The following is a 24533-nucleotide window of genomic DNA, read 5'->3' on the forward strand; positions in this document are numbered from 1 at the left end:
GGGGGGGGGGGGGGGGGGGGGGGGGGGGGGGGGGGGGGGGGGGGGGGGGGGCGGGGGGGGGGGGGGGGGGGGGGGGGGGGGGGGGGGGGGGGGGGCGGGGGGGGCGGGGGGGGGGGGGGGGGGGGGGGGGGGCGGGCCCCGGCCCCCCCCCCCCCCCGCGGCCTGCCCGAACCCCAGGAGCTCGGCCCACGCCCGCACCTGCTCGCGCGCCCCGCCCGGCCCCGCCGGACCGCCGGACCCGGCCACGCTCAGCCGCGCGCCGCCCTGGCGGGCGGGGGTGGGGGCGGTCATCGCCGGACCTCCGCGGGGACGCGCGCCAGGCGCTCGGCGAAGCCCAGCAGGGCCGCGTACTGCTCCGCCAGGGCGGCCGCGGAGCGGCCGTCCGGGTCCTTGAAGTAGAAGCCGAGTTCGGGGCGCGGGCCCGACAGCCCGAGCTCGTGGGCGCGGGCCACCAGCCGTGCCAGGTCCAGCACCAGCGGCGCGGCGAGCGCCGAGTCGCAGCCCTGCCAGATCGTCTGGAGCACCATCCGGGTCCCGAGGAACCCGTCGAAGGCCACGTGGTCCCAGGCGGTCTTCCAGTCGCCCAGCGCCGGCACGTCGTCGATGTGCACCCGGCCCTCCGGCGCGGTGCCGAGGTTGTCGGCGAGCACCCGCTCCTTGCCGGCGTTCTTCGCGGCCGCCGCGGCCGGGTCCGCCAGCGCCGCCCCGTCGCCGCCGCCCAGCAGGTTCGTGCCGGACCAGGCCCGGACCTCCAGGGCCCGCTGGTGGAACATCGGCGCGAGCACGGCCCGCAGGAGCGTCTGCCCGGTCTTGCCGTCGCGCCCGGTGTAGGGCAGGGCGGAGGAAAGCGCGGCGTCGGCGAGCACCGGGTGGTGCATGCCCACCGAGGGCGTGAAGTTCACGTAGCCGCAGCCGGCCTGCAGCGCGGCGGCCGCGTACTTGGTGCTGGCCGGCAGGACCTCCTCGTCCGCGACCGGCTCGGTGGTGGCGACGTTCACCACGACGACCCGTGCGGCCCCCGTCTCGCGGGCGAACTCGCGGATGTCCCGGGCGAAGGACTTGATCAGCGTCTCGCAGTCGCGCTCGTCGCCCGGCACCGGCCCGCCGGGGCGGATGCGTTCGTCGGCGGCGGCCAGTTCGGTGCACACCGCATCGGGCAGCCAGTGCGGCAGCACGCCCTGCCCGGCGAGCTCCTCGGCGCGCTTGGGCAGCGGGGTGGTCACGACGTCGTGGCCGCCGAAGACCAGGGAGGGCAGCGGCGGCAGGCCGGCCCGGGCGAAGGCTTCGGTCTCGGTGACCAGGCCGGTGGGCGCCACCAGCCCGGCGGCGACGGCGGCGCAGCCCGCCACGACCGTGGTGGCGACGGAGCCGCGGGCCCCGACCAGCCACACACCGGTCCGGGCACCGGCAACGGGGGTCTCGGCGTGAAGGGACACGGACAGCCTCCAGGGACGGACGTCGTACGGGGATGCCAGGGCAAGGATGCCGATTGCCCCGTCCCGAACGGGCGCGTCTCCGGCCCGAGTCGAGCGGCCGCCGAGCCGTTCCCGGCCGGGAGCCGACCGTCACCGCGTACGGCACCCGTACGACGGCCCGCACGCCCCGCGTACGACGCCCCGCACAGCCCCCTGCGGGCCGGCGCAAGCGTCCCGAACGGCCGACGGCCCCGCCGGTCCGAGGACCGGCGGGGCCGTCGTGCCGCGCGCCCGGAGGGGCGGCCGGGCGCACCGTCAGTGGCGCACGCGCACCAGCTTGCCGTCGCCGCCCGTGGAGTTGACGGTGACGTAGGTACGGCCCCAGGGGTCGACCTCGAGGCCGGTCGGCGTGGTGAGCTGGTCGCCGGTGTTGATCTCGGTGACCTGCCTGGTGTCCACGTCTATCTTGGCGAGGTAGCCCGGCGTCGGCCCGGTCGGCCCGAAGCCGCGGGTGTAGGACAGCGCGAGCAGGTTGCCGTCCGGGGTGACCTCGAGGTCGATCAGGTTGGTGAGCCCGGTGACGAGCAGCTCCGGCTGCCGGCCCGGCTCGATCCTGAAGATGCGGGCGGCCCCCGGGCGCATGCCGGGCATGTCGGCGACGTAGACCGTGCCGGTCCACGCGTCCCTGGCGATGCCGGTGGGGACGCCCTCGACGCTCTGGCCGTTGACCTCGGCCTTCGGCCACACGTACGCGGTGGAGGTGGTGCCGTCGCGCTTGGCCCGCACGACCGTGTTGCTGCCCGCGTCGGTGAAGAGGTAGTCCGGGCCGCTGCGGACGAAGGCCCACGGGTTGGCGTGGACGTCGCCGCCGTCGGGGTTCAGCCGGGTCTCGTGGTCGACCAGGTCCGCGAGGACCTTGCCGTCGCGCGTGCGGAACAGGGTGCCCAGGGTGTTCGAGCCGGCGCCGAGCGCGGCTCGCGACTCGTTGGTGCCGCCGAGGCCGCTCAGGACGGTGTAGCCGCCGGCCGGGTCGGGCACGGCCTGGACCGGGCCGGTGGCGATGACGGGCGTGCCGGGGGCGGCACCCACGGCGACGGAGGCGAGGCCCGACACGACGCGGCCCTTGTAGCCGCCCTTGACCTTGTAGATGCCGCCGGTGGCGCCCACGCACTTCTCGCCCACGGCGCAGCCCGGCCTGCCCGCGCCGGACTCGGCGACGAGCAGGGAGCCGTCCCAGGTGTAGGTGATGTCGCGCGGGTTGGCCAGGCCGGTGGCGATGACCTCGACGGTCGCCTCGGGGGTGCCCTCCGCGTGCGCCGGAGCGGCGATCAGCGGGGCGGCGGCGACGGCCGCGGCGGCCGCCGCGAGGACCGCCTTCTTCCCGTACTTGCCTGAAATCATTTCTCTCCCTCGCCGTGTGTCGCGCGCTCCCCCCTATTCCTCGGGAGCAGGCTCGAAACCTGCGCCACATTAGGCAAGAAATTCGGGCCGCAGAACCGGGCGAATTCCCCGGGCGACGGAAAAGCGAGCGGGACTCCAGGGGCGCACGAGCCGCAGGCCCGGCTCCACGTGCGCCCGAGCCGCATTCCAGGGCGGGTCCATCGCTTTTCCTTACCGTGGCGCGACGGGTCCCTTCCGGCGGTTGGGACAGAACTCGCGCTTCCTGCCCTGGAGGAAAGACATGCCCGCTTTGCCGCCCCCCGAAGTCGTCCGCGCCGCGGAGAAGACCCGGGCGGATCTGCAGAAGCAGGTCCGGGAGCTGGCCCCGCCCCCGTTCGCCCTGCTCGAGCTGGCCATGGGCTCCATGGTGACCCAGGCCCTGTACGCCGCCGCCGAACTGCGCGTGGCCGAGGCCCTGCAGGCCGGTCCGCGGGCGATCGAGGACCTGGCGGCGGAGGTCGGTGCGGACGCCGGGGCGCTGGGCCGGGTGCTGCGTCTGCTCGCCTCCCAGGGCGTGTTCACGCGTCAGGACGACGGCCGCTGGGCGCTGACGCCCATGGCCGACGCGCTGCGCGCCGACCACCCGGTGACCATGCGCGACCTCTGCGTGCTGATGGGCCACCCGACGCACTGGGACGACTGGAACGGCTTCCTGGACGCGGTGCGGACCGGCGAGCCGAGCCTGCCGAAGCGGCGCGGCATGGGCGCCTTCGAGTACCTCATGCAGAACCCGGAGTACGGTGCCGTGTTCATCGGCGGCATGGGGAACATGTCCGCCACCGAGACCGCGCCGGTCGTGGCCGCGTACGACTTCTCGCAGTTCGGCACGGTGCTGGACTTCTGTGGGGCCAACGGCGCCCTGCTGGCCGGCATCCTCAACAGCGCGCCGGACACCAAGGGCATCCTCTCGGACCCGCGCGTCGCCGGGAACGGCGCGGCGGAGTTCCTCGCGTCGCAGGGCGTCGCCGACCGCGTGACCCTGGCCGACGGCGACCTGTTCGAGCCGATGCCGTCGGGCGCGGACGCGTACGTCCTCAAGCACATCGTGCACGACTGGCCGGAGGAGCAGGCGCTGCAGATCCTCAGGAACGTGCGCGCCGCGATCAAGCCGGGCGGCAAGCTGCTGCTGGTGGAGATGGTGGTCCCGGAGGAGGGCGACGAGCCGCACTCCGGCAAGCTCGTCGACCTGTGGCTGCTGCTGCTCGTCGGCGGCAAGGAGCGCACCCGGTCGCAGTACGCGGAGCTGGTGGCCAAGGCCGGCTTCAAGCTGGAGCGGGTCGTAGAGACGGCCGCGGCCGTCTCGGTCGTGGAGGCCGTCGCGGTCTGACGGACCGCCCCTGAACGGGCCCCGGTTCCGCGTCCCCCTGACGCGGGGCCGGGGCCTTCCACGTGCGTGTCGCCCCGTTGGCCGGATGGTGCGGTGCTCGGCGGACCGCCGGAGCCGGGTGGATAGGATCATCGTGGCAGGAGGCTGAACTCTGATGCCTCCGCGCCGCGTTGCTCATCCCCCGGCGCGGTCGGTGACCGAGGTGCGGCGCGGACGAGAGGAACGTGGTGTGAGGACCCTGGCGGACGAGATGGTTCTGCTCGCCTTCGACGCGGAGGGCGGCAAGCTTCCCGTACGGCAGGCGCTGGCGCCCGCGGTGCGCGGTGCGCTGCTCGCCGAGTTGCTCGACTCCGGCGCCCTGGCGGACCAGGCGGGCACGGCCCGGACCGCGGGCGGGGCCCCGCAGGACGCCGTGCTGCGGCAGGTGTGGCAGCGGATCGCGGCGGAGCCGGACAGGAAGTGGCTGCACTGGGTCCGCAAGGACGGCCGTGAGTCGATCCGCGAGGTGCTGCGCGGCCTGGAGAAGGACGGTCTGGTGGAGCAGAGCTCCAGCCGGGTCTTCGGTGTCTTCCCCCTGGACCGGGCCGGGCTCACCCCGGACGGCCTCGCCGCCGCCCGCGAGGTGCGGGCGGCGGTGGTCGCCGCCGCCGAGGGCGCGGCCGGCGGCCGCGCCCGGGCGGCGCACCTGGCGGGCATCGCGCACGCCGGCGGTCAGCTGGCCACGGCGCTGCCCGCCGACCGGCGCCGCGCGCTGAAGGACCGGCTGGCGGTCCTGTCGGCGGACGCCGCCCCGGTGTCCGCCGCCGTGCAGCGGGCGGTCCAGGACCTCCAGGGCGCGGCCTCCTCGGCGTAGTGGCGCCGTAGAGCGTCAGATCCAGCCACGTTCGCGCGCCAGCAGGGCGGCGTGCGGACGGCTGGACGCACCCAGGACGCGCAGCAGGTCGGCCACGTGGCGCCGGTAGGTGCGCACCGACATCCCCAGCTGCCGGGCTCCGATCTCGTCCTTGCCCACGTGGCACATGGACCTCAGGACCTCGCGTTCGGTGTCGGCCGGCCCGTCGGGGACGTCGTCCGCGTCCGCGATGATCGACGACAGGTCGGTGGCCTGGCCCCAGATCTTCTCGAACAGCGCGAGGATGCTGGAGACCAGTCCGGTCTCCTGCGCCACCAGGGCTCCCCGCGAGGTGTCCTCGGGGTCGATCGGCACCAGGGCGGTGCGCCGGTCGTATACGAGCATCCGCTCCGAGATGTCGTCCGCGGCCCGGATCTGCGCCCCCCTGGCGATGAGTTCGCGCAGGTAGCCGACGGTCAGTGGGTCCGTCAGGGCTTCTTTGAGCACCACGCTGCGGATCCGGACGCCCCGCCGCAGGCAGCGCATGTCCAGCGGGCGCGAGTGTTCGATGTTCTCGGGCGTGAGTGCCGTGTACGGCTCGACGGACAGGATCTCCTCGCGGGCGAAGAAGGCGAGGTCGTCGATCCTGCTGCGGATCTTCGCCACCTCCTCGATCCGCTCGACGGACTGCTGCGAGGCGAGCGTCGGAGACTGCTCCTCGCGCAGCTCAGCCACCAGGTGCCGGGAGCGCGTGACCTCCTGCAGCTCCTGGTGCAGTTGGCGCAGCCGCAGGTCGGTGAGGCGGTCCACGGCGATCGCCGGATCGGCCGGAATCAGCGTCTCCCGGTCGGTCGGGTACAGCAGCCCGAGCTCGCAGAGGAGCGCCTGGGCACGGGCCACGGCCTCGCGGTCCGCACGCAGCAGCAGGTGGATACCTCCGTCGGTGGTGTCCGGATTGCGCAGGAAATGACGGTAGACGCCCTCCTCCAGGTCGGAAAGGCCAAGCACGCGCATGCTTGTTGAGACCATCTCGAGCACCCCCAAGCCCTTGTGGACGCCGCGCCGCGCTCGCTGGTCAGACGGTTGCGGCCGCGCGTCCGGATGGTGGGGTGCATCGTAACGCCCGGGTAACGCGAACGCGCGGCTCCATGATCGAAATGTGGCTTGATCATGACGCCGCGCGTCCGGCCCGCCCTCAGTTCTTCACATAGAGGTTCACGAAGGCGGAGAAGGGGAGGTCGCGGTGGCAGAGGTAGGCGCTCCACCTTCCGTCCGCGACGCCGGCCCGGCCCTCCGCCTCGCAGCCGGCCGGCAGACCGGAGAACCCCTGTCGGACGTAGTCCCTGGGCAGGCCCAGGACCTGGCTCCGGGCGGGCTCGTCCCCCCGGACCGCCGGGGCACCGCCGGGTGCGGCGAAGGCCTGGGGCGCGCCCAGGGCGAACGCGGCGGTCAGGGCGGCACCGGCCAGGACGGCACCGGGCAGGGCGCGCAGCATCGATCGGTTCATTGCGGGTTCGCCTCGGTCTTTCTGTCGGGACAACGGGTTCACGGGTACGCACGTGGGCGGAGGGGCCAGGCCCTCACGCGGGCACTGCATCGGCGCGAGCGGCGGCCGCAGGACTCCTGACGGGCTGCGCGGCCAGCATTCCGAGTGCCGCCTCCTCGCCCGGGGGGAAGCCCAGCCGGTTCATCACCATGTGCAGGTGGTGGAGCAGCTGGTGCGGACGCGGCCCGGGCGCCTGCAGGACGAGTTCGGCCAGCGCGTCGGCGTGCGCTTCGAGGCGAGCCCGCGCGCCCGGCGCCGGAGCGCCCTGCTCCCGCACGCCGGCCGAGACGCCGCCCAGCAGCGGCCGCAGCTGCTCGCCGGCGGCGGCCAGGCGCAACTGCCAGCCCCACCGGGTCCGGTGGTGGACCCAGAAGACGTCACGCTCCTCCTCCGTCAGCACCCGGGCGGTGAGGGCACGGGCGAAGTGGACCGCGTGCGCGGCCCGCTCGTAGCGCCGGGGCAGGGCGGCGAGGTCGAGTGCCGCGCAGAACGCGCTGTCCAGGTGGAAGATGCGTTCGGCGACGGCCACGCCCTCCGGGCCGCCGTACTTGGCCAGCTCGGGTGCGTACAGCGACGGCACCACCCCGCGGGCCGGCGAGCCGGGCGGCAGGGCGCCGGGCAGCAGGCCGACGCCGTCCTCGGGGCGCTCCTCCAGCGTGTCCAGCAGACCGGTCAGCTCCTCGCGGGCGACGGCGTCCAGCGCGTCCACCTCCGCCGCCCCGGCGCGCAGCCGCAGCCGCAGGTGGTGGCCGGTGGCGTCCCAGTACCGGATGAAGAACCACTCCTCGCTGCCCAGCCGCCCGGCCTGCGCGGCCAGCCACGGCACGAGGGTGCGGACCGCCGCGTCCATGCGGCCGGGACCGCCCGGATAGACCCGTACGTACCACCAGTCCCGCTCGGGAACCGACACGCTCATGACTCCTCCTCCGGTCGCCGCCAGCGCAGCATCGAGATGTGCTCGGCGGCCCGGGTGCCGCCCGCCCCGTCCCGCAGGGGATGGTCCGACCGGGTCGGCAGCGCCTCGACCAGGCGCAGGTGGCCGCCGTCCGTGCCGGCCCACTGGGCGAGCACCGACAGCGAGAGCGGCGAGGTGAGCGAGACCCACAGGGGTTTGCGGTCGGTGCCCTGTTCACCCGGGCCGAAACCGGTGAGCCGGTGGCAGAAGACCTCCTCCGGCATCCCGTGCGCCCGCCGGAACGCCTCGGCGCGCAGGGCCGTCCCGGCGTCGCTCTCGCCCGGCCGCGGCAGCGGGAGTTCCGCAGCCGGTACGACCCAGGAGGCCCGGTTGACGGTGACCCGGCCGAAGGCGGAGCGCGGCAGCGGCACGACCTCGTCGCGCCGCTCCTCCTGGAGCGCGAACGGCAGGACGTAGTCCGAGTGGGGTGACCCGTTGACCCACGGGTCGGCGAGCACCGCCAGCAGCCGGGCGAACGGCGGGAAGAGGTGTGGCGGGACGAGCCCGAGGTAGGCCAGCCCCACCGCCTCACCCGTGCGGTCGCGCAGGGCGAGCGTGCCCTGGCCTGGGTCGTGGGTGAGGACGGTGTCGGTGAGGTCCAGCCCGTCGGCCGCCGGAGTTTCGCCGGGCAGCAGCAGGGGCGGCAGCAGTCCGGCCGACCGCGACTGGGCGGTGTTGACCTCCGTCCACAGGACGAGTTCGCGGCAGGCGCGTCCGGGCCAGCAGGCCCGGACGTGCTCGCGCAGCCGTTCCCGGAAGCCCTCGCCGAGGAGCCGTCCGAAGCGTGTGACGAGCCCGCCGGTGCCGGGGTTGAACTGGTTGACGACCATCTCGTAGTCGCCGTCCTGCACCGCCCGGTGACTGCCGGCCGCGAGCTGGAACAGCACGGCCGCGCCGGGCGGCGCACTGGTGGGTCCGACCGGCAGCCAGGCCCGCTCCCCCGGGGTCCCCCGCTCGGCGCGGTCGGCGACGGCGGCCTGGTCGAGGTCGGGCTGCGCGTCTCCGTCGACGGCGACGCGCATCAGGAAGCCGAGCACGTCGGTGCAGGTCCCGCCGGGTCCGTACGCCGCGGTGAAACGGTCCACGAGCACGTCGTACAGGTGCGAGCGGAAGAGGTACGGGCGCATGCGGCGGCCCAGTTCGGTCAGGTCGGCGCGGACCTGCGGCACGCTCAGCACGTCGGGCAGGGACAGGCCGCTCCGGACGTCCTCGTAGAGCAGCTCGCCGGAGGCGAACCGGTCGAGTCCGGCCCGCCCGGCCCAGCGCCCGGCCGTGCGGCGCGCCCGGGTGACGGTCTCGGCCCGCTCCTCCTCCGCGGCGGCGGCGAGGCCGGCGGCGGCTTCGCGCAGGTCGCGCAGCTCGGCCGCGATCCCGTCGCCCGGACGGTCCGCGAGCAGTTCCGCCACGGCACCGACCGGGTCGCCGCCGCGCCGCCAGGGCGGTACGGGCGTGATCAGCCCGGTGTCCAGCAGCCGGCGGAAGCGCCGGAAGGGCTCCGGTCCGCCGAGTCCGGACAGCAGCCCCTCCAGGGAGTGTTCGGCGTCGGCGGCGAAGCCGGAGAGCCAGGGCGCCGCGTGGTCGGCCTCCACCACCCGGTCGAGCCGCCAGGCCAGACCGCCGTCGGCGACGGGCTCGGGAAGCAGGACGAGGCCGCCCGGGGCGTCGGGCCCACCGGGCCGGACCGGCGCGAGCCGGTAGCGCAGCAGACCGGCGGTGCCGGCCTCGCGGGCCAGGCAGCGCAGGGCCAGGTGGGCGAGGGGGGTGGCCGCGTAGCTGTGGGCGGCGGGGGATTCCTGCCCGGTGCTGCCGGTCTGGCCGCCCTCGCCCACGGTCGTGAGCGTGGAGAACGGGCTGGTCTTCACGGCGGCCCTGGACACGTACGAGTACAGGGTGCGCAGGTTGCGGGTCTCGGAAGGGCGGCGGCGCGGACGGCCGTGCCGCAGCCAGTCGGGGGCGGCCAGCGCGGCGGCGTGGGCGAAGCCGGTGTCGGCGAGGTGGCCGGCGAGCGCGGCCGGGGCCGCCGAGCGGTCCTCGGCCAGCAGGGCTTCCAGCCGCCGGGTGGTCTCGTCGCGCAGCCGGACGGCGGTCTGCCATGCGGCGAAGGCCGTGGTCCCGGTGAGCCCGGCGATCCGCGGCGGCAGTTCGTCCCCCCACGGCAGGGCCCGGAGGCGGTGCACGGCACGCTTGGCGGCGAGCACCTGTCGGCGCAGCGGCACCTCGTCGTCCAGCAGCGGGACCAGCGAGAAGCAGACGTCCTCCAGCGCGGGCCGGAGGCCCTCCAGCGCGGCGTGGGCGTCGGCGGCCTCGCCGACGGCCCGCCGCGTGCCCCGGCCGGTGAGCTCCAGGGCTTCGGTGGGCAGGCCGCCGACCCGGGTGAGCAGCGGCCCGGAGATCTCGGGGGAGGTCATGGCATCGACCGCCCGACGAGGGCGAACGACCAGATCAGGGACTGGACGACGAAGTAGCCGAGGGCGACGGTGTAGACGCTGCACACGAGCCCGTACACGAGGTGCAGCCGGCGGCTTCGGGCGGGCATCCGCTCCAGGAAGCCCGGCAGGGCGCGGCCCAGCAGGTGGTGCTTCAGCAGGGCGAAGGCGCGGCCCCGGGCGTCGACGAGGCCGAAGCCCGCCTCGATCGCGGCGTAACCGTCGCTCGGCAGCATCGGGTTGATGTTCGTGACCAGGTTGAGCATCTGGAACAGCAGCAGCGCCCCGGCCACCTGGGCGACCGGCCCGTCCGTGGTGAGCACGAGCAGGGCGGCGGCGCCGGTGAACCAGCCGTCGCTGAGTGGTCCGGCGAGGGCCAGCAGGACCCGGCCGCCGCGGGAGCGGACCCGGTAGGCGTCGGTGCGGTCGACGTAGGCGAGCGGCATGAAGTAGAAGAGCAGAGCCACTCCGAGGCCCCGCACCGGGACCTTGAGGACCTGGCAGACCATCGCGTGCGCGCTCTCGTGCACGAGGATCTGGAAGAGCATCAGGGCGATGGCGATCAGGGTGCCGGTGCCCAGCAGGTCCTCGGCCGGCGGCGCCGACGTCAGGACCGTGTACAGGCCGAGCAGGATGCCGAGCACACCACCGGCGGCGAAGACGCCGGCCGAGAGCCGGGCCGGAATGCGGCGGAGCAGCCGGGCGGCGGGCTCCAGGACGGCCGGGAGCGAACGGGTCACGACGAAGCGGGGCATCAGCATGTTGGTGCCGAAGCGGCCGCCGGCGCGCTTCTTGACGGGGCGCTCGGCCTCCGTCCCGACCAGCAGGCCGCTGCGCGTCAGGTCCTGTACGAAGGTGTCGAGTTCGCGGCGCACGCCCTCGGCGGCCACTCCGCGTCGCTCGGCCATCAGGGCCGAGAGCTCGTCCATCGAGCGCGTTCCGTCGAACTGCCGCAGCAGGGCCGCCGCCGATTTCGTCAGCCGGTGGTAGGTCCCTCCCTGCGGGTCGAACACCAGGGGGTGGTCGTCCATCCCCCGGATGATCTCCAGATCCTCCCGGAGTTTGGGTGCAGTGCACACGTCCACGGCGCGGTTCCTCCCTCCGCGACGGCGTCCCGGCCCGCTACCGGTACCGGGTCGCCTGGCTTTAATCTGGTGGGGTTCAGTCCGGTTCGGATCAAGCGGACCGGACTGGGGACCCTGGGCCCCGGGGTACTACGACCACCCCGGAGCCCAGGGATTCGCCGGGCTGATCAGCCGCCCTGGCTGGAGACGCTGCTCATCGAGCCGACACAGCCGACGGGGCAGCTGGCGGAGCCGGCGCAGGCACCGCAGAACGCGGTGGTGAAGCCGGGGCTGACGGCGTCCTGGAGGACCTCCAGGTCAAGGGACTCGGACCAGAGCTCGAGCTCGGTGTCGAGGTTCTCGTTCATGGCGTTCCACTTCCTTCCTGTCACCTGCCTGTGCAGGTGAATCGGGTCGTACGGGGGGTGCCGGGCGCTCTAGCCGAAGCTGGAGGCGCTGGCGGACGACGAGGCGGTGCTCGTCGGGCACGAGGCCGACGAGGCGGTGCCGGCGGTCGCCCAGGTACCGAGGGCGACGCCCTCCTTCAGGGGCTCCAGGCCCAGCGCGTCCGAGGCCAGCTCGTCGGCGGACAGGTCGAGTTCGAGGTCGTCGAAGTTCTGCACGGGAAACTTCCTTCCTTTTCTGGGGTGGTTCCGGCCGGATGCGACCGGGATCAGCCGATGGTGGACGCGGACGACGCGGTGGCCGCGGACGTACCGGGGCAGGACGCGGTCGAGGCGGAGCCGGCGCAGAAGAAGCAGCCGAGGGCGTTGCCCTCCGGAAGCTCCTCGATGGCCAGCTCGTCACCGTCGATGACGTAGAGCTCGAGGTTGTTCTCCATGGTGTTCACCTCCTTCGGGGGCACGGTGCGCGGTGGGCGGTGGGAACCGCGGATCACCCGTAGGTGGAAGCGCTGCTGACGGACGACGCGGACGTCGCGGGGCAGGACGCGGTCGAGGCGGATCCGGCGGACGCCCAGCTCGCGAGGGCGTTGCCCTCGGGCAGCTCCTCGATCGCCAGTTCCTCCGTGTCGACGGCGTACAGCTCGATGTCCTCCATGGGAGGCACCTCCTGTGTGTCGTGGGTCGGTTCGGGGTCACCGCCCCGGGTCGGGGCGGAAGTCTCAGGGGGCCGGCGGCAGGCCCAGGGCCAGCGCGAAGACCTGCTGGCGGGTGGTTCCGTCGCTGAGCAGCGGGCCGCGCACGGCGGCCGGGATGAAGCCGGCGAAGACGCTGCCGACCAGGCCGTGGGCGACGCCGTCCAGCCACATCGCGTACGCGGTGGAGCCGGCGCGGGTCATCTGCAGCCGGTAGCCGTGCCCGCCGTGGCGCTCCACCGCGGCGTCCAGTCCCACTCCGACGGAGACGATCGCGGCGGCGTCGGAGAACTCCGGCTGCAGCGTGAGCCCGTAGCGGGCCGCTCCGGTCGGCAGCTCCATCACCGGGGTGAAGGAGCGGGCCGCGGCGTCGAAGCGGTGGATGGCGGGGGTGACCCCGGTCAGCCGGTTGGCGACGACGGTGAGTTCCAGCGGGTGGTCGGCGGCGTCCTCGTCCGGGTCCGCTGCCAGGGCGCGGGCCATGATGTCGGCCAGCAGGCCGGCCGGCAGCGGGTCCGGCGAGAAGCCGCGCAGCGAGCGCCGGTGCTCCAGGGTGGTCAGCAGGTCGTGCGGCGCGGTCGGCGGGGTGTACGGGCCGACGGTGACGGCCGGTCCGATGGCCTCCGGCGTCGGCGCGGGGCGCTCGGCGAGTGCCGTTCCGGCGCCGCCGCGCTGCTCGCGGAAGGACGCCAGTACGTCCATGGCCAGTTCGTGCGGTGTGCTCACGGGGCTCCTCCCAGGTCCACGACGGCGGTGACCGGCTCCAGGTCGGGGTCGATCCCGAGGGCCGATGCCAGGGCGAGGTCGTCCCAGCGGGTGCGGATCACGCAGGGCAGGTCCAGCGCGCCCGCCGCGGTGCGCAGCGTGGTGGTGGCGCAGCCGGCGTCGAGCAGGACGATCCGCAGGGCGAACGCGGCGTACTTCTTGGCGACCTTGGTGAAGTCGCCGGTGAGGACGACCGTCGCCGGTGCCGTGCCGGGTACCGCGGCGGGGTCGGCCGCGAGCCGGGCCAGCCGGTGCGCGGACGGCACGTAGCCGTAGAGGCCGGGCTCCAGGCCGGGGACGTCGCGGACCACGAGGTGGGCGACGACCGAGCCGATGTTGCCGCCGCTGGCGGTCCAGCGCTGCACGCGGCCGGGCAGCAGGCCCCTGCGCCCGGCGGTGACGGCGAGCAGGAGGGAGGCGGTGCGGTCGTCGAGCGGGGCGGGCCGCGCGGACCTCAGCGATTCGAGCGGGGGGTCGGGAAGGGGCACCGGCGCCGCGACGGGCCAGGTCTTCTCGTCGTTCTGCAGGGCGATGTTCGAGGGCTTGTAGTGGGCCTGGTGGGCCTTGCCGTCGGCGTACTCGCGCGGGGGGAAGGCGATCGCGGCCTCGTAGCGCGCGGCCAGGGGCGGCGCGACCGGGTCGCCGGGGGCCACCGAGCAGTGCGGGCAGCCGGGCCGGGTGGCGGCCGAGCGGCGCTGCTGGGAGAGGTCCGCCAGGTCGACGGTGCGCCACTGGGACGGCAGCGGGCCGGGCGTGCTCCGTGAGAGCAGCGCGAACACGTCCCGGGCGAAGAGCGCGGCGGCGAGTTCGGCGTCGCCGGGCAGCGGGGCCCGGTCGTCCGCCGGGTCCTCGGCCGTGCGGCAGGCCAGGCAGGGGGTGAAGGCCAGGTCCACGTACGGCCCGAGGTGGGCGGTACGGCCGGTGAGGGCGAGGCGGACCAGCGGGACGCCCGCCAGGGCGCACGAGGCGGCGAGTGCCGCCGAGTCGTCCGGGTGCGGGCCGACGGCGACCGCGAGGGTGGTTCCGGGGGCGGGTTCCGTCCCGGTCCCGGCTGCGGTGTCCAGGAGCGAGTCGGCGAGGTGGCGGCGGGCGGCGTCGGCCAGGGGGCCGGCGCCGAAGACCTCGACGCGGGCCCGCGCCAGCCGGTCCAGCGCCTCCTCCCAGGCGTGGTTGGCCCCGGTGGAGTCTCCGATGCGGGAGAGGAAGTCGGCCAGGGGGCCGGGCACGTCGGCGGCGCGGGCCGCCCGCTCCGGGGAGGCGGCCTCCTCGACCAGGCCGCAGGTCCACAGCAGGGAGAGGGCCTTGAAGACGGTGCCGGCCGGTATCCCCAGGGCGTCGGCCACGTCCTCGTGGCCGCGGCTGCCGTCGAGCAGCGGGAGCATGCGGGGCAGCAGGTCCCGGGCGGCGGCGCCGCGCAGCAGCTGCTTCTTCGGGGTCCCCTCGACGACGAGCGCCTCGGGCGTGTGGTGCAGGGAGAGCCCGCGCCGGAGCCTGGGGCGTGCCGGGACGTGGAACTGCGGGTCGTTCAGGGCGGCCGAGGCCATGGCTTCGGCGGTGATCACAGAGTGGTCCGGCATCGAGGCCTCCTTTCCGGTTCAGGACGTGACTGCGGGTGGTACGGGGCGTGCCCTGCGCGGCGGGGGGTCACCGGCCGGGGAGGGCCGCGAGCTCCGCCGCGAGTGCCTCGAACCGCTCCAGGCGGCTCTCGGGGCTGCGGGCCGGCCGGCACCGGGAGCACCGGTCGACGGCGACGACCGCCGACGCGGAGGTGACGCCCTCCACCAGGCCGAAGCTGCGGACGGTGGCGCCGATGCCCTCGGCCGCGCCGGGCCCGCCGGGCTCGGCCAGGGCCTCGTGCACCGCCTGCTCCGCCAGGCCCACCGCGATGGCGACGTGGTGCGGCGCGTATCCGGAGACCGGGGGCGCCGTGGCCGCCCCGGCCGGGTGGCCGTCCGCCGTCGGGGCGGTGTGCTGTGCGCGGCGGCGGGTGTAGCACTGGTGGCATGCGGTGCGGCCGGGCACGACCACCGGTCCGCACCGCAGGTCGAGCGGGCCCGCCTGGACGGGGAACCAGGGCCGGTTCCACGCGTGGGCGCTGGCGTCCACCATGTCGGCCAGCACCTCCCGGCCCTCGCCGGTGGCCAGCACGATCAGGTCGCTGTCGGGCCACAGGCTGGGGTGGGAGCCCTGGCTCACGTCGAGGACGGTCGCCCCGGGGTGGCGAGCGGCCAGTCCTTCGGCGACGGCCGCGCCGAACGCTCCCGCGGTCAGGATCAGCAGGCGCGGATCGGTCATCTTCGGACTCCTTGTCGCGATCAGGCGAACGGCTGGGGGTGAGGGTTGACGTCGGCCTCGCCCCGCACCGGGTGGCCCATGGCGGCGGGGGCCGCGTAGAGCCGCGGGTGCGCCAGGTAGCGGGCGCGGTGGACGAAGGACAGCGGCATGAGTTCGGGGATGAGCATCCGTACGACGGTCGCTCCGACCTGCTCCGCCTCGTCGGTGGTGAGGTCGACGGCGACGACCTCGCAGCCGGCGGCGTGCAGCCGCTCCAGCAGCCACGCCAGGGCGGGCAGCGGCTCCTCGGACGGGGCCCGGGGAAGGTCGCGCAGTCCGTGCACCGGCCGCTCGCCCTCCAGCAGGAAGTCGAAGCGGTGCCGCTGGGAGAGCGGACCGGACAGCAGGGCGCCGTCGACGACGCTGACGATGTCCTCCTCCGCCGCGGGGGCGGTGGCGGCGTCCTTCTCGGCGGCCCGCGCCATGTGGCGCAGCGCGATCCGGAGGGAGGAGGCCTCCCGGTAGAGCTTGGCGATCCCCTTCCCGGGGTCCAGCTCCGCGGTCGCCGCGACGAGCTGGGCGATGACCCGGTCGTCGTCGGCGAGCTGCACCCCGTAGATCACCGGGATGCCGAGGTCGGTGGTGGCGTCGTAGAGGTGGGTGCGCAGCCGTTCGCTGCTGCCCCGCTCGACGAAGGCCCGGTACTCCGGGGCCAGTTCGGCCGGGTCGAACTCCAGCCTGGGGAGCCGCAGCCGCTGGAGCCAGGTGAGCGCGATGGCGTCGCGTTCGACGATCTCCAGGATGCCGTTGACGACGGCGGCGGCCGGGTCGGAGTGCGCGGCACAGCCGGTCGAGACCGGGTGGACGTAGCGCTCCGCCATGGACTCCACGGGGTTCTTCAGCCAGACCTGCATGGCCGGCACGTACACCGGACGGTTGCGGGTGAAGGACCAGCCCCGCACCCAGCGCATGGGCCCGTCGGGATCCGTGGGGACCAGCCCGCTGCGCGGGTCGGCCAGCTCGGCGGGCGAGCACCGGGGCCAGCGGTCGCTGGGGATGGCGTCCTCGCCGAGTTCGGCCGCGGTCGCCCAGACGATCTGCTCGGGGTCCCGGGCGCAGGAGGAGTAACGTTCCAGCGATTCGGCGACCGCGAGGTGCGCGGCACGCTCCGGGTCGAGGTCGCCGCCGGCTCCGTCGAAGTTCCCGGAGCTGGGGTTGTGCTCCCAGCCGCTCTGTTCGCTGAGGACTTCGCCGGGGTTGCCGAGCGAGGCCGTGAAGATGGGGAAGTCCGGTTCGCCCTCGGCGACGGGGAGCCGGGTCACCCGGTTCACCAGGCCGTAGGCGGAGGCGAGCTGGCCGATCCGCAGCAGCGAGTCGGGTACGGGCGGGTGGTCCCGGTCCGTGCGGGCGCCGGTCGTGGTGCCGGCCGTCGTGTACGTCGTCATCATGCACGCTCCGTGTCCCAGCGGAACGTCCGTGCCGCCAGGGCCGTCAGCCCCGCGGCCGTCGCCGCCATCACTGTCCAGTCGAGCCACAGGGCGTGGCGGGTGATCCCGCCGACCACGTCGTGGCGCAGGGCGTCTCCGAACATCGCGAGCGGGGTCCAGGAGAGGGGCCCCGCCACGGGGTCGGGGAGGAGTTCGAGGGGGAAGAGCAGTCCGGTGCTCATCAGGAGGACCGGGGTGAGCAGCCCGGAGATCGCGTTGGTCACCTCGGGGGAGGAGAGCAGGCCGCCGAGCAGGTAGCCCAGCGCGAGCAGCATCACCAGTCCGATGGCCGTGGTCAGCAGCAGCCGCAGCATCGAGGCGGGCTCCAGGAGTCCGCCGGCGACGGCACCCGTTCCCATCAGGGCCAGTACGGCCAGCGCCAGCAGCCCTCGGCCCGGGAGCAGCGAGAGGAGCACGGCCGGCCGCCGGGCCGGTGTGGTGGACAGCAGCCGCAGGGTGCCGCTGGCCCGCATCGCCACGAGGGCGGAGGCGGTACCGGTCAGGGCGAGCGAGAGCAGCGCGAAGGCGAGCACGCCGGGGATGACGAAGGCCATGGGATCGAAGAGGGCGGAGCCGTCGCTGCCGACGGCCGTGACCTCCCAGCCCTTCCAGCCGGCGGCGTCCAGCGCGCCGCGCACCGCGGCGACCACCGAGGGCTGCTCCGGGTCCACGGCCATCCGCAGGGTGCGGGAGGCCGCGTCCGGGACGATCACCGCCGCCTTGTCGGGCTGCGGGGCCGCCTCGCCGACGGCGACGGCGGTGCTGCCGTCGCCCAGTGCCTCCTGCAGGGCCGCCGCCTGGCCGGCGGGGCCGACGACGGCGAGGTCGAAGGGGCCCCGTACCCAGGTGAGCTGCATGAGGACGACGAAGAACACCGCCATCAGCAGCGGGAAGACCACGCTGAAGAAGAGTGCCGCCGGATCGCGCAGCAGCTGCCGGGTCATGGCCCGGGAGAGCGCCTTCCACTGGCGCGTCGTCGAGACGGGTGGTGCGCTGAGGCCGACGGGGGTCATCGCTTCTCCTCCTGTTCCGGTCCCGGTTCCGGCGAGGTTCCGGTGAGGCGGAGGAACACGTCCTCCAAGGTCGCGGGGCGCGGCCGGACATCGGCCGCGGCATCGATCCCCGTGATCCACGCGGCGGTGGCGTACGGCTCGTCCGCCGTCACCTCGAACCGCATACGGCCCGAGCGGCCGGTCGACTCGACGGCGGTCACCGCCGCGCCGAAGCGCTCGCGCACCCGCTCGGCGAGGCCGGCCTGCCCGGTCCGTACGGACACGACGCCGCCCGGGGCGTGCCGGGCGATCAGCTCCGCGGGGGAGCCGGCCGCCACCATCCGCCCTTCGTGCATCACGGCCAGCCGGTCGCACATCTCCTCGGCCTCGGCCATGGCGTGCGTGGTGAGCAGGAAGGTGGTGCCGCCCGCCTGGGCCCTGCGGATCAGGTCCCAGACGGCGTGCCGGGCGTGCGGGTCGAGTCCGGTGGTGGGCTCGTCCAGGACGACCACGGGTGTGTCGCCGACCAGCGCCGTGGCCAGCAGCAGCCTCTGCTGCTGGCCGCCGGAGAGCCGGGCGGAGCGCGCGCCGGCCTTCTCGGCCAGGCCGATCTCGTCGAGCAGCGCGTCCACGTCCCGCGGCGCGGGGTAGAGCGCGGCCCAGGTCTCCAGCGTCTCCCGCACCTTCAACCGCGGGAAGAGGCTGGCCTGCTGGGGCTGGAGGGCGAGGGAGGCACGCAGCACGTCGGGCCGGGCCAGCGCGTCCTCACCGAGGATGCGGACCCGCCCCGCGTCGGGGCGGCGCAGTCCGGCGATGGCCGAGATGGTGCTGGTCTTGCCGGCTCCGTTGCGGCCGAGGAGACCGAAGATCTCGCCCGGGGCGACGGAGAACGAAATGCCCCCCACCGCCTCGACGTCGGCGTATCTCACCCTCAGGTCGGCCACTTCGAGTACGTGTTCCGGACTTCCCCGGAACTCCGCGGCCCGGGGGAGCTGGCTGGTCATGGCCATCTCTTTTCTCGCCCTTTCAATCGGCAGTCGGGGAAAGGGGGACTACTGCCAGCCGTTGACCAGACAGGGCGGGAGCAGGACCGGGTTCGGCAGGCTCGCCTGGATCCGGCAGATCAGCTCGGTGACCTCGCCCGGTACGGGCGGCTGCTGCTGCCCCGCGCCGGCGTGGCCCGCGTCCTGCGCGGAGACCTGGACGGTGGTCCGGGCGTCGCCCTGCTCGTCGGCTGCCGCGCTGCCCGCCGTGGCGGTGAGACCGGCGATCGCAAGAGCCAGACAGGCTGCTGCCGAAGCGAATCGGTTCCCCACTGTGTCCCCCTGAGTCGTCATCTTTTTTCACTCGCGTTTCCGCTGAGGAAGACGATGCCAGCGGGACGGGGGCTGCTGGCCGAAAGTCGGTGTCAGCATGCTGCACCGGGCCTGCAACAAGCTGACGCCCCCGGAATGCCCAGGCCAGAGGCACGACGAAGGGCCCCCGGACCGGAGGTCCGGGGGCCCTGGGGGAAGTCGGCGGAGCGCCGACGCGGGAGGGTTCAGGCCGTTCGCGGAAGTGGCCGGGGCCGGACACACGGGAGCCCCCGTCCCGCCGGTCGGCCCGGCGGGACGGGGGCTCCGATGCCCCTCAGGAGGATCGTGAGGTTCAGGAGGAAGCGGCTCCCAGCCACTGCTCCAGCGCCGCCGCGAGGCCCTGCGCGGGGTCGCCCGCCCAGGCCACGTACCCGTCGGGGCGGACCAGCAGCGCGGTCACGCCGGCCAGCGCGTCCGGGCCGTCGACCGGCTTGGCGGAGACGGTGTGCACGTCGAGGCGGTCCTGCCAGCCGGCCGCCGTGGCGCGCGCCCCGGCGTCGTCGGCGAGGTCGAGCAGCACGGCCCGGCCCGGGCGCAGCAGCGCCGCGATGCGCTGCTCGCCGTCCGCGCCGACCAGCAGGCGCGGCGGCATCCGGCGGCCGACCAGCGCGTGGGCGTCCTCGCCCTGCCCGAAGTCGTAGCGGATGTCGAGGTGGCTGACCGCGCCGGCCAGGTGCCGCTTCACGTCGTCGTACCGGACCAGCTCGCCGAACAGCTCGCGCAGCGGGTCCGACTCCTCGCCGCCGAGGAAGACGATCCCCTGGGCGCGGGTGTTGGCCAGCAGGCGGCGGCCGACCGGCCAGCGCTCGGCGTGGTACGTGTCCAGCAGCGCCTCGGGGGCGTCGCCGCGGACCACCGCGGCCAGCTTCCAGCCGAGGTTGGCCGCGTCCTGCACGCCGGTGCTCAGGCCCTGGCCGCCGGCCGGCAGGTGGATGTGCGCCGCGTCGCCCGCCACGAACACCCGGCCGCGCCGGTACTCGGAGGCCTGGCGGGTGGCGTTGGTGAAGGAGGAGACCCAGTCGGCGCCGCCGTGCGAGATGTCCTCGCCGGTGATGGACTTCCAGGCCTCGGCCACCTCCTCGAAGGTGACGGTCCGCTCGCGGTCGTGGGCGGGGGTGCCGTCGGGGCAGACGATGATCCGGTCCACGCCCTCGGCGAGCGGGGCGGCCATCACCATGCCGTTGTTCAGGCGCTCGCCGAGGAACCGCGGCCGCAGGGAGCAGCCGGTGACGTCGGCGAGGTACATGCCCTGGGTGGCGTCGGTGCCGGGGAACTCGAAGCCGGCCGCCTTGCGGACGCGGCTGGAGCCGCCGTCGGCGCCCACCAGGTAGGCGGCCCGCAGCCGCCGCTCGTCGCCCTCGGGCGTACGGACGGTGATCTCGGCGTGGTCCCCGTCGAGGTACCCGTCGGCGAGGGAGACGAACTCCCAGCCGCGCCGGATGTCGGCGCCGAGCTCGACGGCCCAGTCCTCCAGGACGGCCTCGGTCTGGCCCTGCGGGATGCCGCGGGCGCCGAAGTGGGCGTCCTCGAGGACGGTGAAGTCGAACTGGGCCCCGCCGAAGTGGCCCACGGGGCTGGTGGCGAGGGTCTCGCCCTGGCCGAACCGGGGCAGCAGCCCGCGCTCGTCGAACACCTCCATGGCACGGGCGGTGAAGCCCAGGCCACGGGACTGTCCGGTCGGTGCGGCCAGCTTCTCGATGACGACGACGCGGGCTCCGCCCAGGCGCAGTTCGCCGGCGAGCATGAGCCCGGTCGGGCCGGCGCCGACGACGATGACGTCGGTGTCCACCGCTGTCCCTTCCATGGGTTGTCCTTCCTGGCAGTGAGGATCACTGGGGACTGGCTTGTGTGCGGGTGTGTGGGGGGGGTGCGGCCGTACCGGTGGGGACGTGTTCGAGAGGGTGCGGACACGTCCCCGGCCCGGAGCGTGCTCGTGGAGCCGTTCTAGGGGGCCGGTGGGCGGGCGGGGCCGAACCACCGGTCGAGCGCCTCGGCCAGCCCGCCCTCGTCCCGGCCCGCCCACACCACGTGGCCGTCGGGCCGTACGAGCAGGGCCCCCGGTTCACCGGGGAGCGAGCCGGGCTCCGGGTCGCCGGCCACCGCGGTGACCCGGTCGGCCCAGCCTGCGGGCACCCGTACACCGGTCCCGCCCAGGTCGAGCAGCAGGCCGCCGGGGGCGCGCAGCAGTGTGGCGGTGCTGCCGAGTTCGCGCCCGCCCGACCGCACGACGGTGTGCGGCAGCCGGGCGCCGAGCAGCGGGTGCGCGGGACCGGGAACCGGGTAGCGCACGTCGAGCGCGCTGATCATCCCGGCCAGGTGGGCCCGTGCCTCCTCCAGTCCGGCCAGCTCGCCCACCAGCTCGCGCAGCGGCTCCACCTCGGGGCCGCCGAGCAGCAGCAGGGCCTGGGCCCGGATGTTGGCCAGGACCCGGCGGCCGACCTCGTGCCGCTCCTCGTGGTAGGTGTCGAGGAGGCTCTCGGGAGCCAGTCCGCGCACGGTGAGCGCGAGCTTCCAGCCGAGGTTGAAGGCGTCCTGGAGGCCGAGGTTGAGGGCCTGCCCGCCGACCGGCATCTGCAGGTGGGCGGCGTCCCCCGCGAAGAGGACGCGCCCGTGCCGGTAGGAGGCGAGCTGCCGGGAGGCGTCACCGAAGGCGTTCACCCACAGCGGGGTGCCGCCGCTGATGTCCTCTCCGGTGACCCGCTTCCAGACGGTGGCGACCTCCTCGAACGAGGGTTCCGCGGTGCGGGGGCGGGCCGTCGAGCCGAACTCGTGCACCATGACGCGGGTGACGCCCTTGTCGTTGCGCCAGGCGATGGCCAGCCCCCGCTCCAGGCGCTGGAAGCGCCGGTTGGGGACGTCGATGCCCTCGACGTCGGCCCGCAGCAGTTCCCGGCCGGCGTCGTGGCCGGGGAAGTCCGCCCCGGTCAGCCGCCGTACGGTGCTGGCCTCGCCGTCGCAGGCGACCAGGTAGCGGGCGCGCAGCCGCAGGACCCCGTCCCGTCCGAGGGCCTCGGCCTCGACGTACTCGCCGACCTCACCCGCGGCGACCAGTTCGTGGCCGCACCGGATGTCGACGCCGCGCGAGATCGCCCACTCCTCCAGGACCCCCTCCGTCTTGGTCTGCGGCACCTTCCACTGGCCCGGGTGGGTGCTGGGCAGGGTGAGGTCGAGCGGGAGGCCGCCGAAGTGGCCGCGCGGCTCGTGGGGCGGCCTGCCGACGTCGGGCAGCAGCTCCCGCGCGTCGAGTATCTCCATGGTGCGGGCGTGCAGCGTGGAGGCCCGGGACTCGGTGGAGGGGGCCTTGCGCTGCTCGACCACGACCACGTCCACGCCGCCGCGGGCGAGTTCGGCGGCGAGCAGCAGTCCGACGGGGCCGGCACCGATGACGAGCACCTCGGCGTCGAGCCGGTCCGGGTGGCCCGCGCCGCCCGGTGCCGGCTCCGCACCGCCCGCCGCCAGGTCGGGCGCCACGCTCAGGAGGCCTTCGACTCGGCGTACGCCTTCGCGTGGGCGAGGGTGGCGCAGCTGTTGGTGGACAGCGCCGTGTGCACGTACGCGCGGGCGTCGGCGACGGTGGCCTCGGCGCCGAGGATGCGCGCGATGTTCTCGGTGTTGAGGGTGACCGTGTGCTGCGAGGAGGCGGCGGTGCCCCCGTCGGTCTCGACGAAGGTCCACTCGCCGGTGTGCAGGGTCATCAGCGCAGGCAGGGTGACCTGCTTGTAGACGATCTTGTCGTGGGGGAAGACCACCCGGTACGACTTGGTGGTGTGCACCGAGCCGTCCTTGGCGCGGGTGTCCATCTCCAGCTCCTGCAGGCCCGGGGCGTCCTCCGTGAGGCGCACCACGGCCACGTGCGGGAGCCGCTCGGCCCACAGCTGGGCCTCGTTGATGAAGTCGAACACGTCCTTGGCGGAGCCCGCGATCTGGACGGTGTCGGTGAACGAGAAGGTCAGCTCCTCGGTCTCCGCGGCGTGCGCCGCCTCGACGTTGACCTTCAGGGCGGCCAGCTCGGAGGTGCTGTTCTTGTCCACCGCCCGCTCGATCCAGAGCAGGTCGTGCGGGTCGTCGTTGACCGCGCTGTAGTCGTGCAGCAGCCTGACGCGGGACTCCGCCTCGCCGAGCGGCTCGATGATCCACGTGCCGCCCATGTGCTTGACGGGCTCCGCCGGGACCTCCTGGCGGAAGGTGATGCGCAGGCCCTCCGGGTCCAGGGTGCGGCGCGAGGTCCAGTTCTTCGGCTGGCCGTTGGCGGTCGCCCAGATCCGGATCTTCTCCTCGGCGCCCTCGGCCTCGACCCGGTCCACGTGGATGGTGGGCGGGAAGATGCGCGGCCAGTTGGTCACGTCCGCGAGCAGCTGGTACACGGCGGCTGCCGGGGCACCGATGGTGATCTCGTGCTCGACCTCACGCGTGGTCATGGCGGGTTCTCCTCGGGTGGTGTTCGGTGGGTGCGTGGGGCGGGCTGCTAGAAGTTGCCCAGGCCGCCGCAGACGTTGAGCGCCTGGGAGGTGATGGAGGCGGCGGTGTCGGAGGCCAGGTAGCCGACCAGGCCGGCGACCTCCTCCGGGGTGGAGTAGCGGCCGAGCGGGATCTTGGCCTGGAACTTCTCGAGGATGGCGTCCTCGGAGGTGTCGTAGGCGGCCGCGTAGCCCTGGCGGACGCGCTGGGCCATCGGGGTCTCGACGTAGCCGGGGCAGACCGCGTTCACGGTGATCCCGGTGGGCGCCAGCTCGTTGCCCAGCGCCTTGGTGAAACCGACCACGCCGTGCTTCGAGGCGGAGTACGGGGCACCGAGCACGACGCCCTGCTTGCCCGCGGTCGAGGCGATGTTGATGATCCGGCCGCGGTCCTTGGCGCGCATCCCGCCGACCGTCAGGGCGGCGCGGGTGACGCGGAAGACGCTGTTGAGGTTGGTGTCGATCACGTCGTCCCACAGGTCGTCCGCGATGTCGGCGGTGGGGCCGCCGCCGGACCGGCCGGCGTTGTTGACCACGACGTCGACGGAGCCGAAGCGGTCGACCGCGCCCTGGACCCAGCCGTTGACGGACCCGGTGTCGCGGACGTCGACGACCGCGCCGTCCACCTCCAGGCCCTCGGCCTGGAGCTCCTTGACGGTCTCGGCGATGTTCTCGGCGTTGCGGGCGCCGATGTACACCTGGTGGCCCTGCTGGGCCAGCAGCCGCGCCGAGGCGAGGCCGATGCCGCTGGTGCCGCCGGTGACGAGGGCGACGCGGGTGGTGGTGTGCTGCGTCATGTCCGGATCTCCTCAGGCAGCCGTGGCCGGGACGAGCTGGGCGTTGACGACCTCGATGAAGGCCCGCGGGGTGTTCGCGTCGTTCACGGCCTCCTCGTCGAGGGATATGCCGTACTCGCGCTCGATGAGGCTGCCGGCCTCCAGGAGCGCGAGGGACTCGTAGCCGAGCACGTCGAACTCGGTGTCGAGGATGTCGCCGTCCAGGTCGACGCCCTCGGCCACACCCGCGGCCTCCTGCAGGATGCGCTTGAGGTCGTCGAGGGTGAACGCCTTGGTGGCCATGGTGGAAGTCCTTTTCATCCGTG

The 24533-nt window shown here is 74.4% G+C and carries 25 protein-coding genes; 2 read left to right on the forward strand and 23 right to left on the reverse strand.

Features of this window, described 5'->3' with window-relative positions; genetic code table 11:
- Positions 1-287: 287 nt before the first annotated feature.
- Together ACIQUQ_RS32180 and ACIQUQ_RS32185 are read right to left on the reverse strand one after the other, a co-directional pair.
- Positions 288-1436 carry an inositol-3-phosphate synthase gene (locus ACIQUQ_RS32180; RefSeq protein ID WP_403983124.1) on the reverse strand — a complete coding sequence of 383 codons (1149 nt, stop codon included), beginning with the start codon at positions 1434-1436 and terminating at the stop codon, positions 288-290.
- A 294-nt stretch (positions 1437-1730) separates the two neighbouring features.
- Positions 1731-2816 (reverse strand): ScyD/ScyE family protein, encoded by a 1086-nt coding sequence (locus ACIQUQ_RS32185; RefSeq protein WP_403983126.1) that lies wholly within the window; start codon positions 2814-2816, stop codon positions 1731-1733.
- Between the two features lie 280 nt (positions 2817-3096).
- Here ACIQUQ_RS32185 and ACIQUQ_RS32190 point away from each other — a divergent pair, with 280 nt between their 5' ends.
- Positions 3097-4182, forward strand: coding sequence for a methyltransferase (locus ACIQUQ_RS32190; protein WP_399954752.1), 1086 nt, complete (start codon positions 3097-3099; stop codon positions 4180-4182).
- A 229-nt stretch (positions 4183-4411) separates the two neighbouring features.
- Positions 4412-5035 (forward strand): GPP34 family phosphoprotein, encoded by a 624-nt coding sequence (locus ACIQUQ_RS32195; protein ID WP_403983130.1) that lies wholly within the window; start codon positions 4412-4414, stop codon positions 5033-5035.
- A 15-nt stretch (positions 5036-5050) separates the two neighbouring features.
- Here ACIQUQ_RS32195 and ACIQUQ_RS32200 read toward each other — a convergent pair whose 3' ends face one another.
- The 21 genes from ACIQUQ_RS32200 to ACIQUQ_RS32300 all read right to left on the reverse strand — a co-directional run bounded on the left by ACIQUQ_RS32200 (position 5051) and on the right by ACIQUQ_RS32300 (position 24510).
- Complete coding sequence (locus tag ACIQUQ_RS32200) at positions 5051-6043, reverse strand: helix-turn-helix transcriptional regulator (protein ID WP_403983133.1); 993 nt, start codon at positions 6041-6043, stop codon at positions 5051-5053.
- A gap of 166 nt (positions 6044-6209) precedes the next feature.
- Positions 6210-6521 (reverse strand): hypothetical protein, encoded by a 312-nt coding sequence (locus ACIQUQ_RS32205; RefSeq protein WP_403983136.1) that lies wholly within the window; start codon positions 6519-6521, stop codon positions 6210-6212.
- Positions 6522-6594: 73 nt separating this feature from the next.
- Entirely contained in the window at positions 6595-7476 is an 882-nt protein-coding gene (locus ACIQUQ_RS32210) for a lantibiotic dehydratase C-terminal domain-containing protein (protein WP_403983139.1), read from the reverse strand.
- A complete protein-coding gene (locus ACIQUQ_RS32215; protein ID WP_403983141.1) occupies positions 7473-9923 on the reverse strand; it encodes a lantibiotic dehydratase in 2451 nt (816 codons plus the stop codon). The genes ACIQUQ_RS32210 and ACIQUQ_RS32215 overlap by 4 nt, the downstream gene beginning before the upstream one ends.
- Positions 9920-10972, reverse strand: a complete 1053-nt coding sequence (locus ACIQUQ_RS32220) for a PqqD family peptide modification chaperone (protein WP_403983144.1) — start codon at positions 10970-10972, stop codon at positions 9920-9922. The genes ACIQUQ_RS32215 and ACIQUQ_RS32220 overlap by 4 nt, the downstream gene beginning before the upstream one ends.
- A gap of 221 nt (positions 10973-11193) precedes the next feature.
- A complete protein-coding gene (locus ACIQUQ_RS32225; protein ID WP_185902699.1) occupies positions 11194-11373 on the reverse strand; it encodes a thiocillin family RiPP in 180 nt (59 codons plus the stop codon).
- Between the two features lie 69 nt (positions 11374-11442).
- On the reverse strand, positions 11443-11628 hold the full coding sequence (locus ACIQUQ_RS32230; RefSeq protein ID WP_150269307.1) for a thiocillin family RiPP: 186 nt from the start codon (positions 11626-11628) through the stop codon (positions 11443-11445).
- Between the two features lie 50 nt (positions 11629-11678).
- Positions 11679-11846 carry a thiocillin family RiPP gene (locus ACIQUQ_RS32235; protein ID WP_141302866.1) on the reverse strand — a complete coding sequence of 56 codons (168 nt, stop codon included), beginning with the start codon at positions 11844-11846 and terminating at the stop codon, positions 11679-11681.
- Positions 11847-11899: 53 nt separating this feature from the next.
- Positions 11900-12064, reverse strand: coding sequence for a thiocillin family RiPP (locus ACIQUQ_RS32240; protein WP_399954728.1), 165 nt, complete (start codon positions 12062-12064; stop codon positions 11900-11902).
- Positions 12065-12128: 64 nt separating this feature from the next.
- Positions 12129-12827: a nitroreductase family protein gene (locus ACIQUQ_RS32245; RefSeq protein WP_403983147.1), complete on the reverse strand. Its 699-nt coding sequence runs from the start codon at positions 12825-12827 to the stop codon at positions 12129-12131.
- Entirely contained in the window at positions 12824-14443 is a 1620-nt protein-coding gene (locus tag ACIQUQ_RS32250) for a tpaE (protein ID WP_403983150.1), read from the reverse strand. The genes ACIQUQ_RS32245 and ACIQUQ_RS32250 overlap by 4 nt, the downstream gene beginning before the upstream one ends.
- 67 nt (positions 14444-14510) lie before the next feature.
- Positions 14511-15161: a TOMM precursor leader peptide-binding protein gene (locus tag ACIQUQ_RS32255; protein ID WP_403983153.1), complete on the reverse strand. Its 651-nt coding sequence runs from the start codon at positions 15159-15161 to the stop codon at positions 14511-14513.
- Between the two features lie 20 nt (positions 15162-15181).
- On the reverse strand, positions 15182-16588 hold the full coding sequence (locus ACIQUQ_RS32260) for a YcaO-like family protein (protein ID WP_403983155.1): 1407 nt from the start codon (positions 16586-16588) through the stop codon (positions 15182-15184).
- Positions 16585-17640 carry an ABC transporter permease gene (locus ACIQUQ_RS32265; protein ID WP_403983157.1) on the reverse strand — a complete coding sequence of 352 codons (1056 nt, stop codon included), beginning with the start codon at positions 17638-17640 and terminating at the stop codon, positions 16585-16587. The genes ACIQUQ_RS32260 and ACIQUQ_RS32265 overlap by 4 nt, the downstream gene beginning before the upstream one ends.
- Positions 17637-18623, reverse strand: coding sequence for an ABC transporter ATP-binding protein (locus tag ACIQUQ_RS32270; protein WP_403983159.1), 987 nt, complete (start codon positions 18621-18623; stop codon positions 17637-17639). The genes ACIQUQ_RS32265 and ACIQUQ_RS32270 overlap by 4 nt, the downstream gene beginning before the upstream one ends.
- A 48-nt stretch (positions 18624-18671) precedes the next feature.
- Positions 18672-18935: a hypothetical protein gene (locus ACIQUQ_RS32275; protein ID WP_403983162.1), complete on the reverse strand. Its 264-nt coding sequence runs from the start codon at positions 18933-18935 to the stop codon at positions 18672-18674.
- A gap of 331 nt (positions 18936-19266) precedes the next feature.
- Positions 19267-20778 carry an FAD-dependent monooxygenase gene (locus ACIQUQ_RS32280; protein WP_403983165.1) on the reverse strand — a complete coding sequence of 504 codons (1512 nt, stop codon included), beginning with the start codon at positions 20776-20778 and terminating at the stop codon, positions 19267-19269.
- Positions 20779-20918: 140 nt separating this feature from the next.
- Positions 20919-22445 carry an FAD-dependent oxidoreductase gene (locus ACIQUQ_RS32285; RefSeq protein WP_403983168.1) on the reverse strand — a complete coding sequence of 509 codons (1527 nt, stop codon included), beginning with the start codon at positions 22443-22445 and terminating at the stop codon, positions 20919-20921.
- Between the two features lie 2 nt (positions 22446-22447).
- Positions 22448-23392 carry an aromatase/cyclase gene (locus ACIQUQ_RS32290; RefSeq protein ID WP_403983170.1) on the reverse strand — a complete coding sequence of 315 codons (945 nt, stop codon included), beginning with the start codon at positions 23390-23392 and terminating at the stop codon, positions 22448-22450.
- A 47-nt stretch (positions 23393-23439) separates the two neighbouring features.
- Complete coding sequence (fabG, locus tag ACIQUQ_RS32295; protein WP_403983173.1) at positions 23440-24228, reverse strand: 3-oxoacyl-ACP reductase FabG; 789 nt, start codon at positions 24226-24228, stop codon at positions 23440-23442.
- 12 nt (positions 24229-24240) lie between these two features.
- Positions 24241-24510 carry an acyl carrier protein gene (locus ACIQUQ_RS32300; RefSeq protein WP_399954689.1) on the reverse strand — a complete coding sequence of 90 codons (270 nt, stop codon included), beginning with the start codon at positions 24508-24510 and terminating at the stop codon, positions 24241-24243.
- Between the last annotated feature and the right edge of the window lie 23 nt (positions 24511-24533).

This window comes from Streptomyces sp. NPDC101118 (assembly GCF_044759445.1).
Taxonomy (GTDB): Bacteria; Actinomycetota; Actinomycetes; order Streptomycetales; family Streptomycetaceae; genus Streptomyces.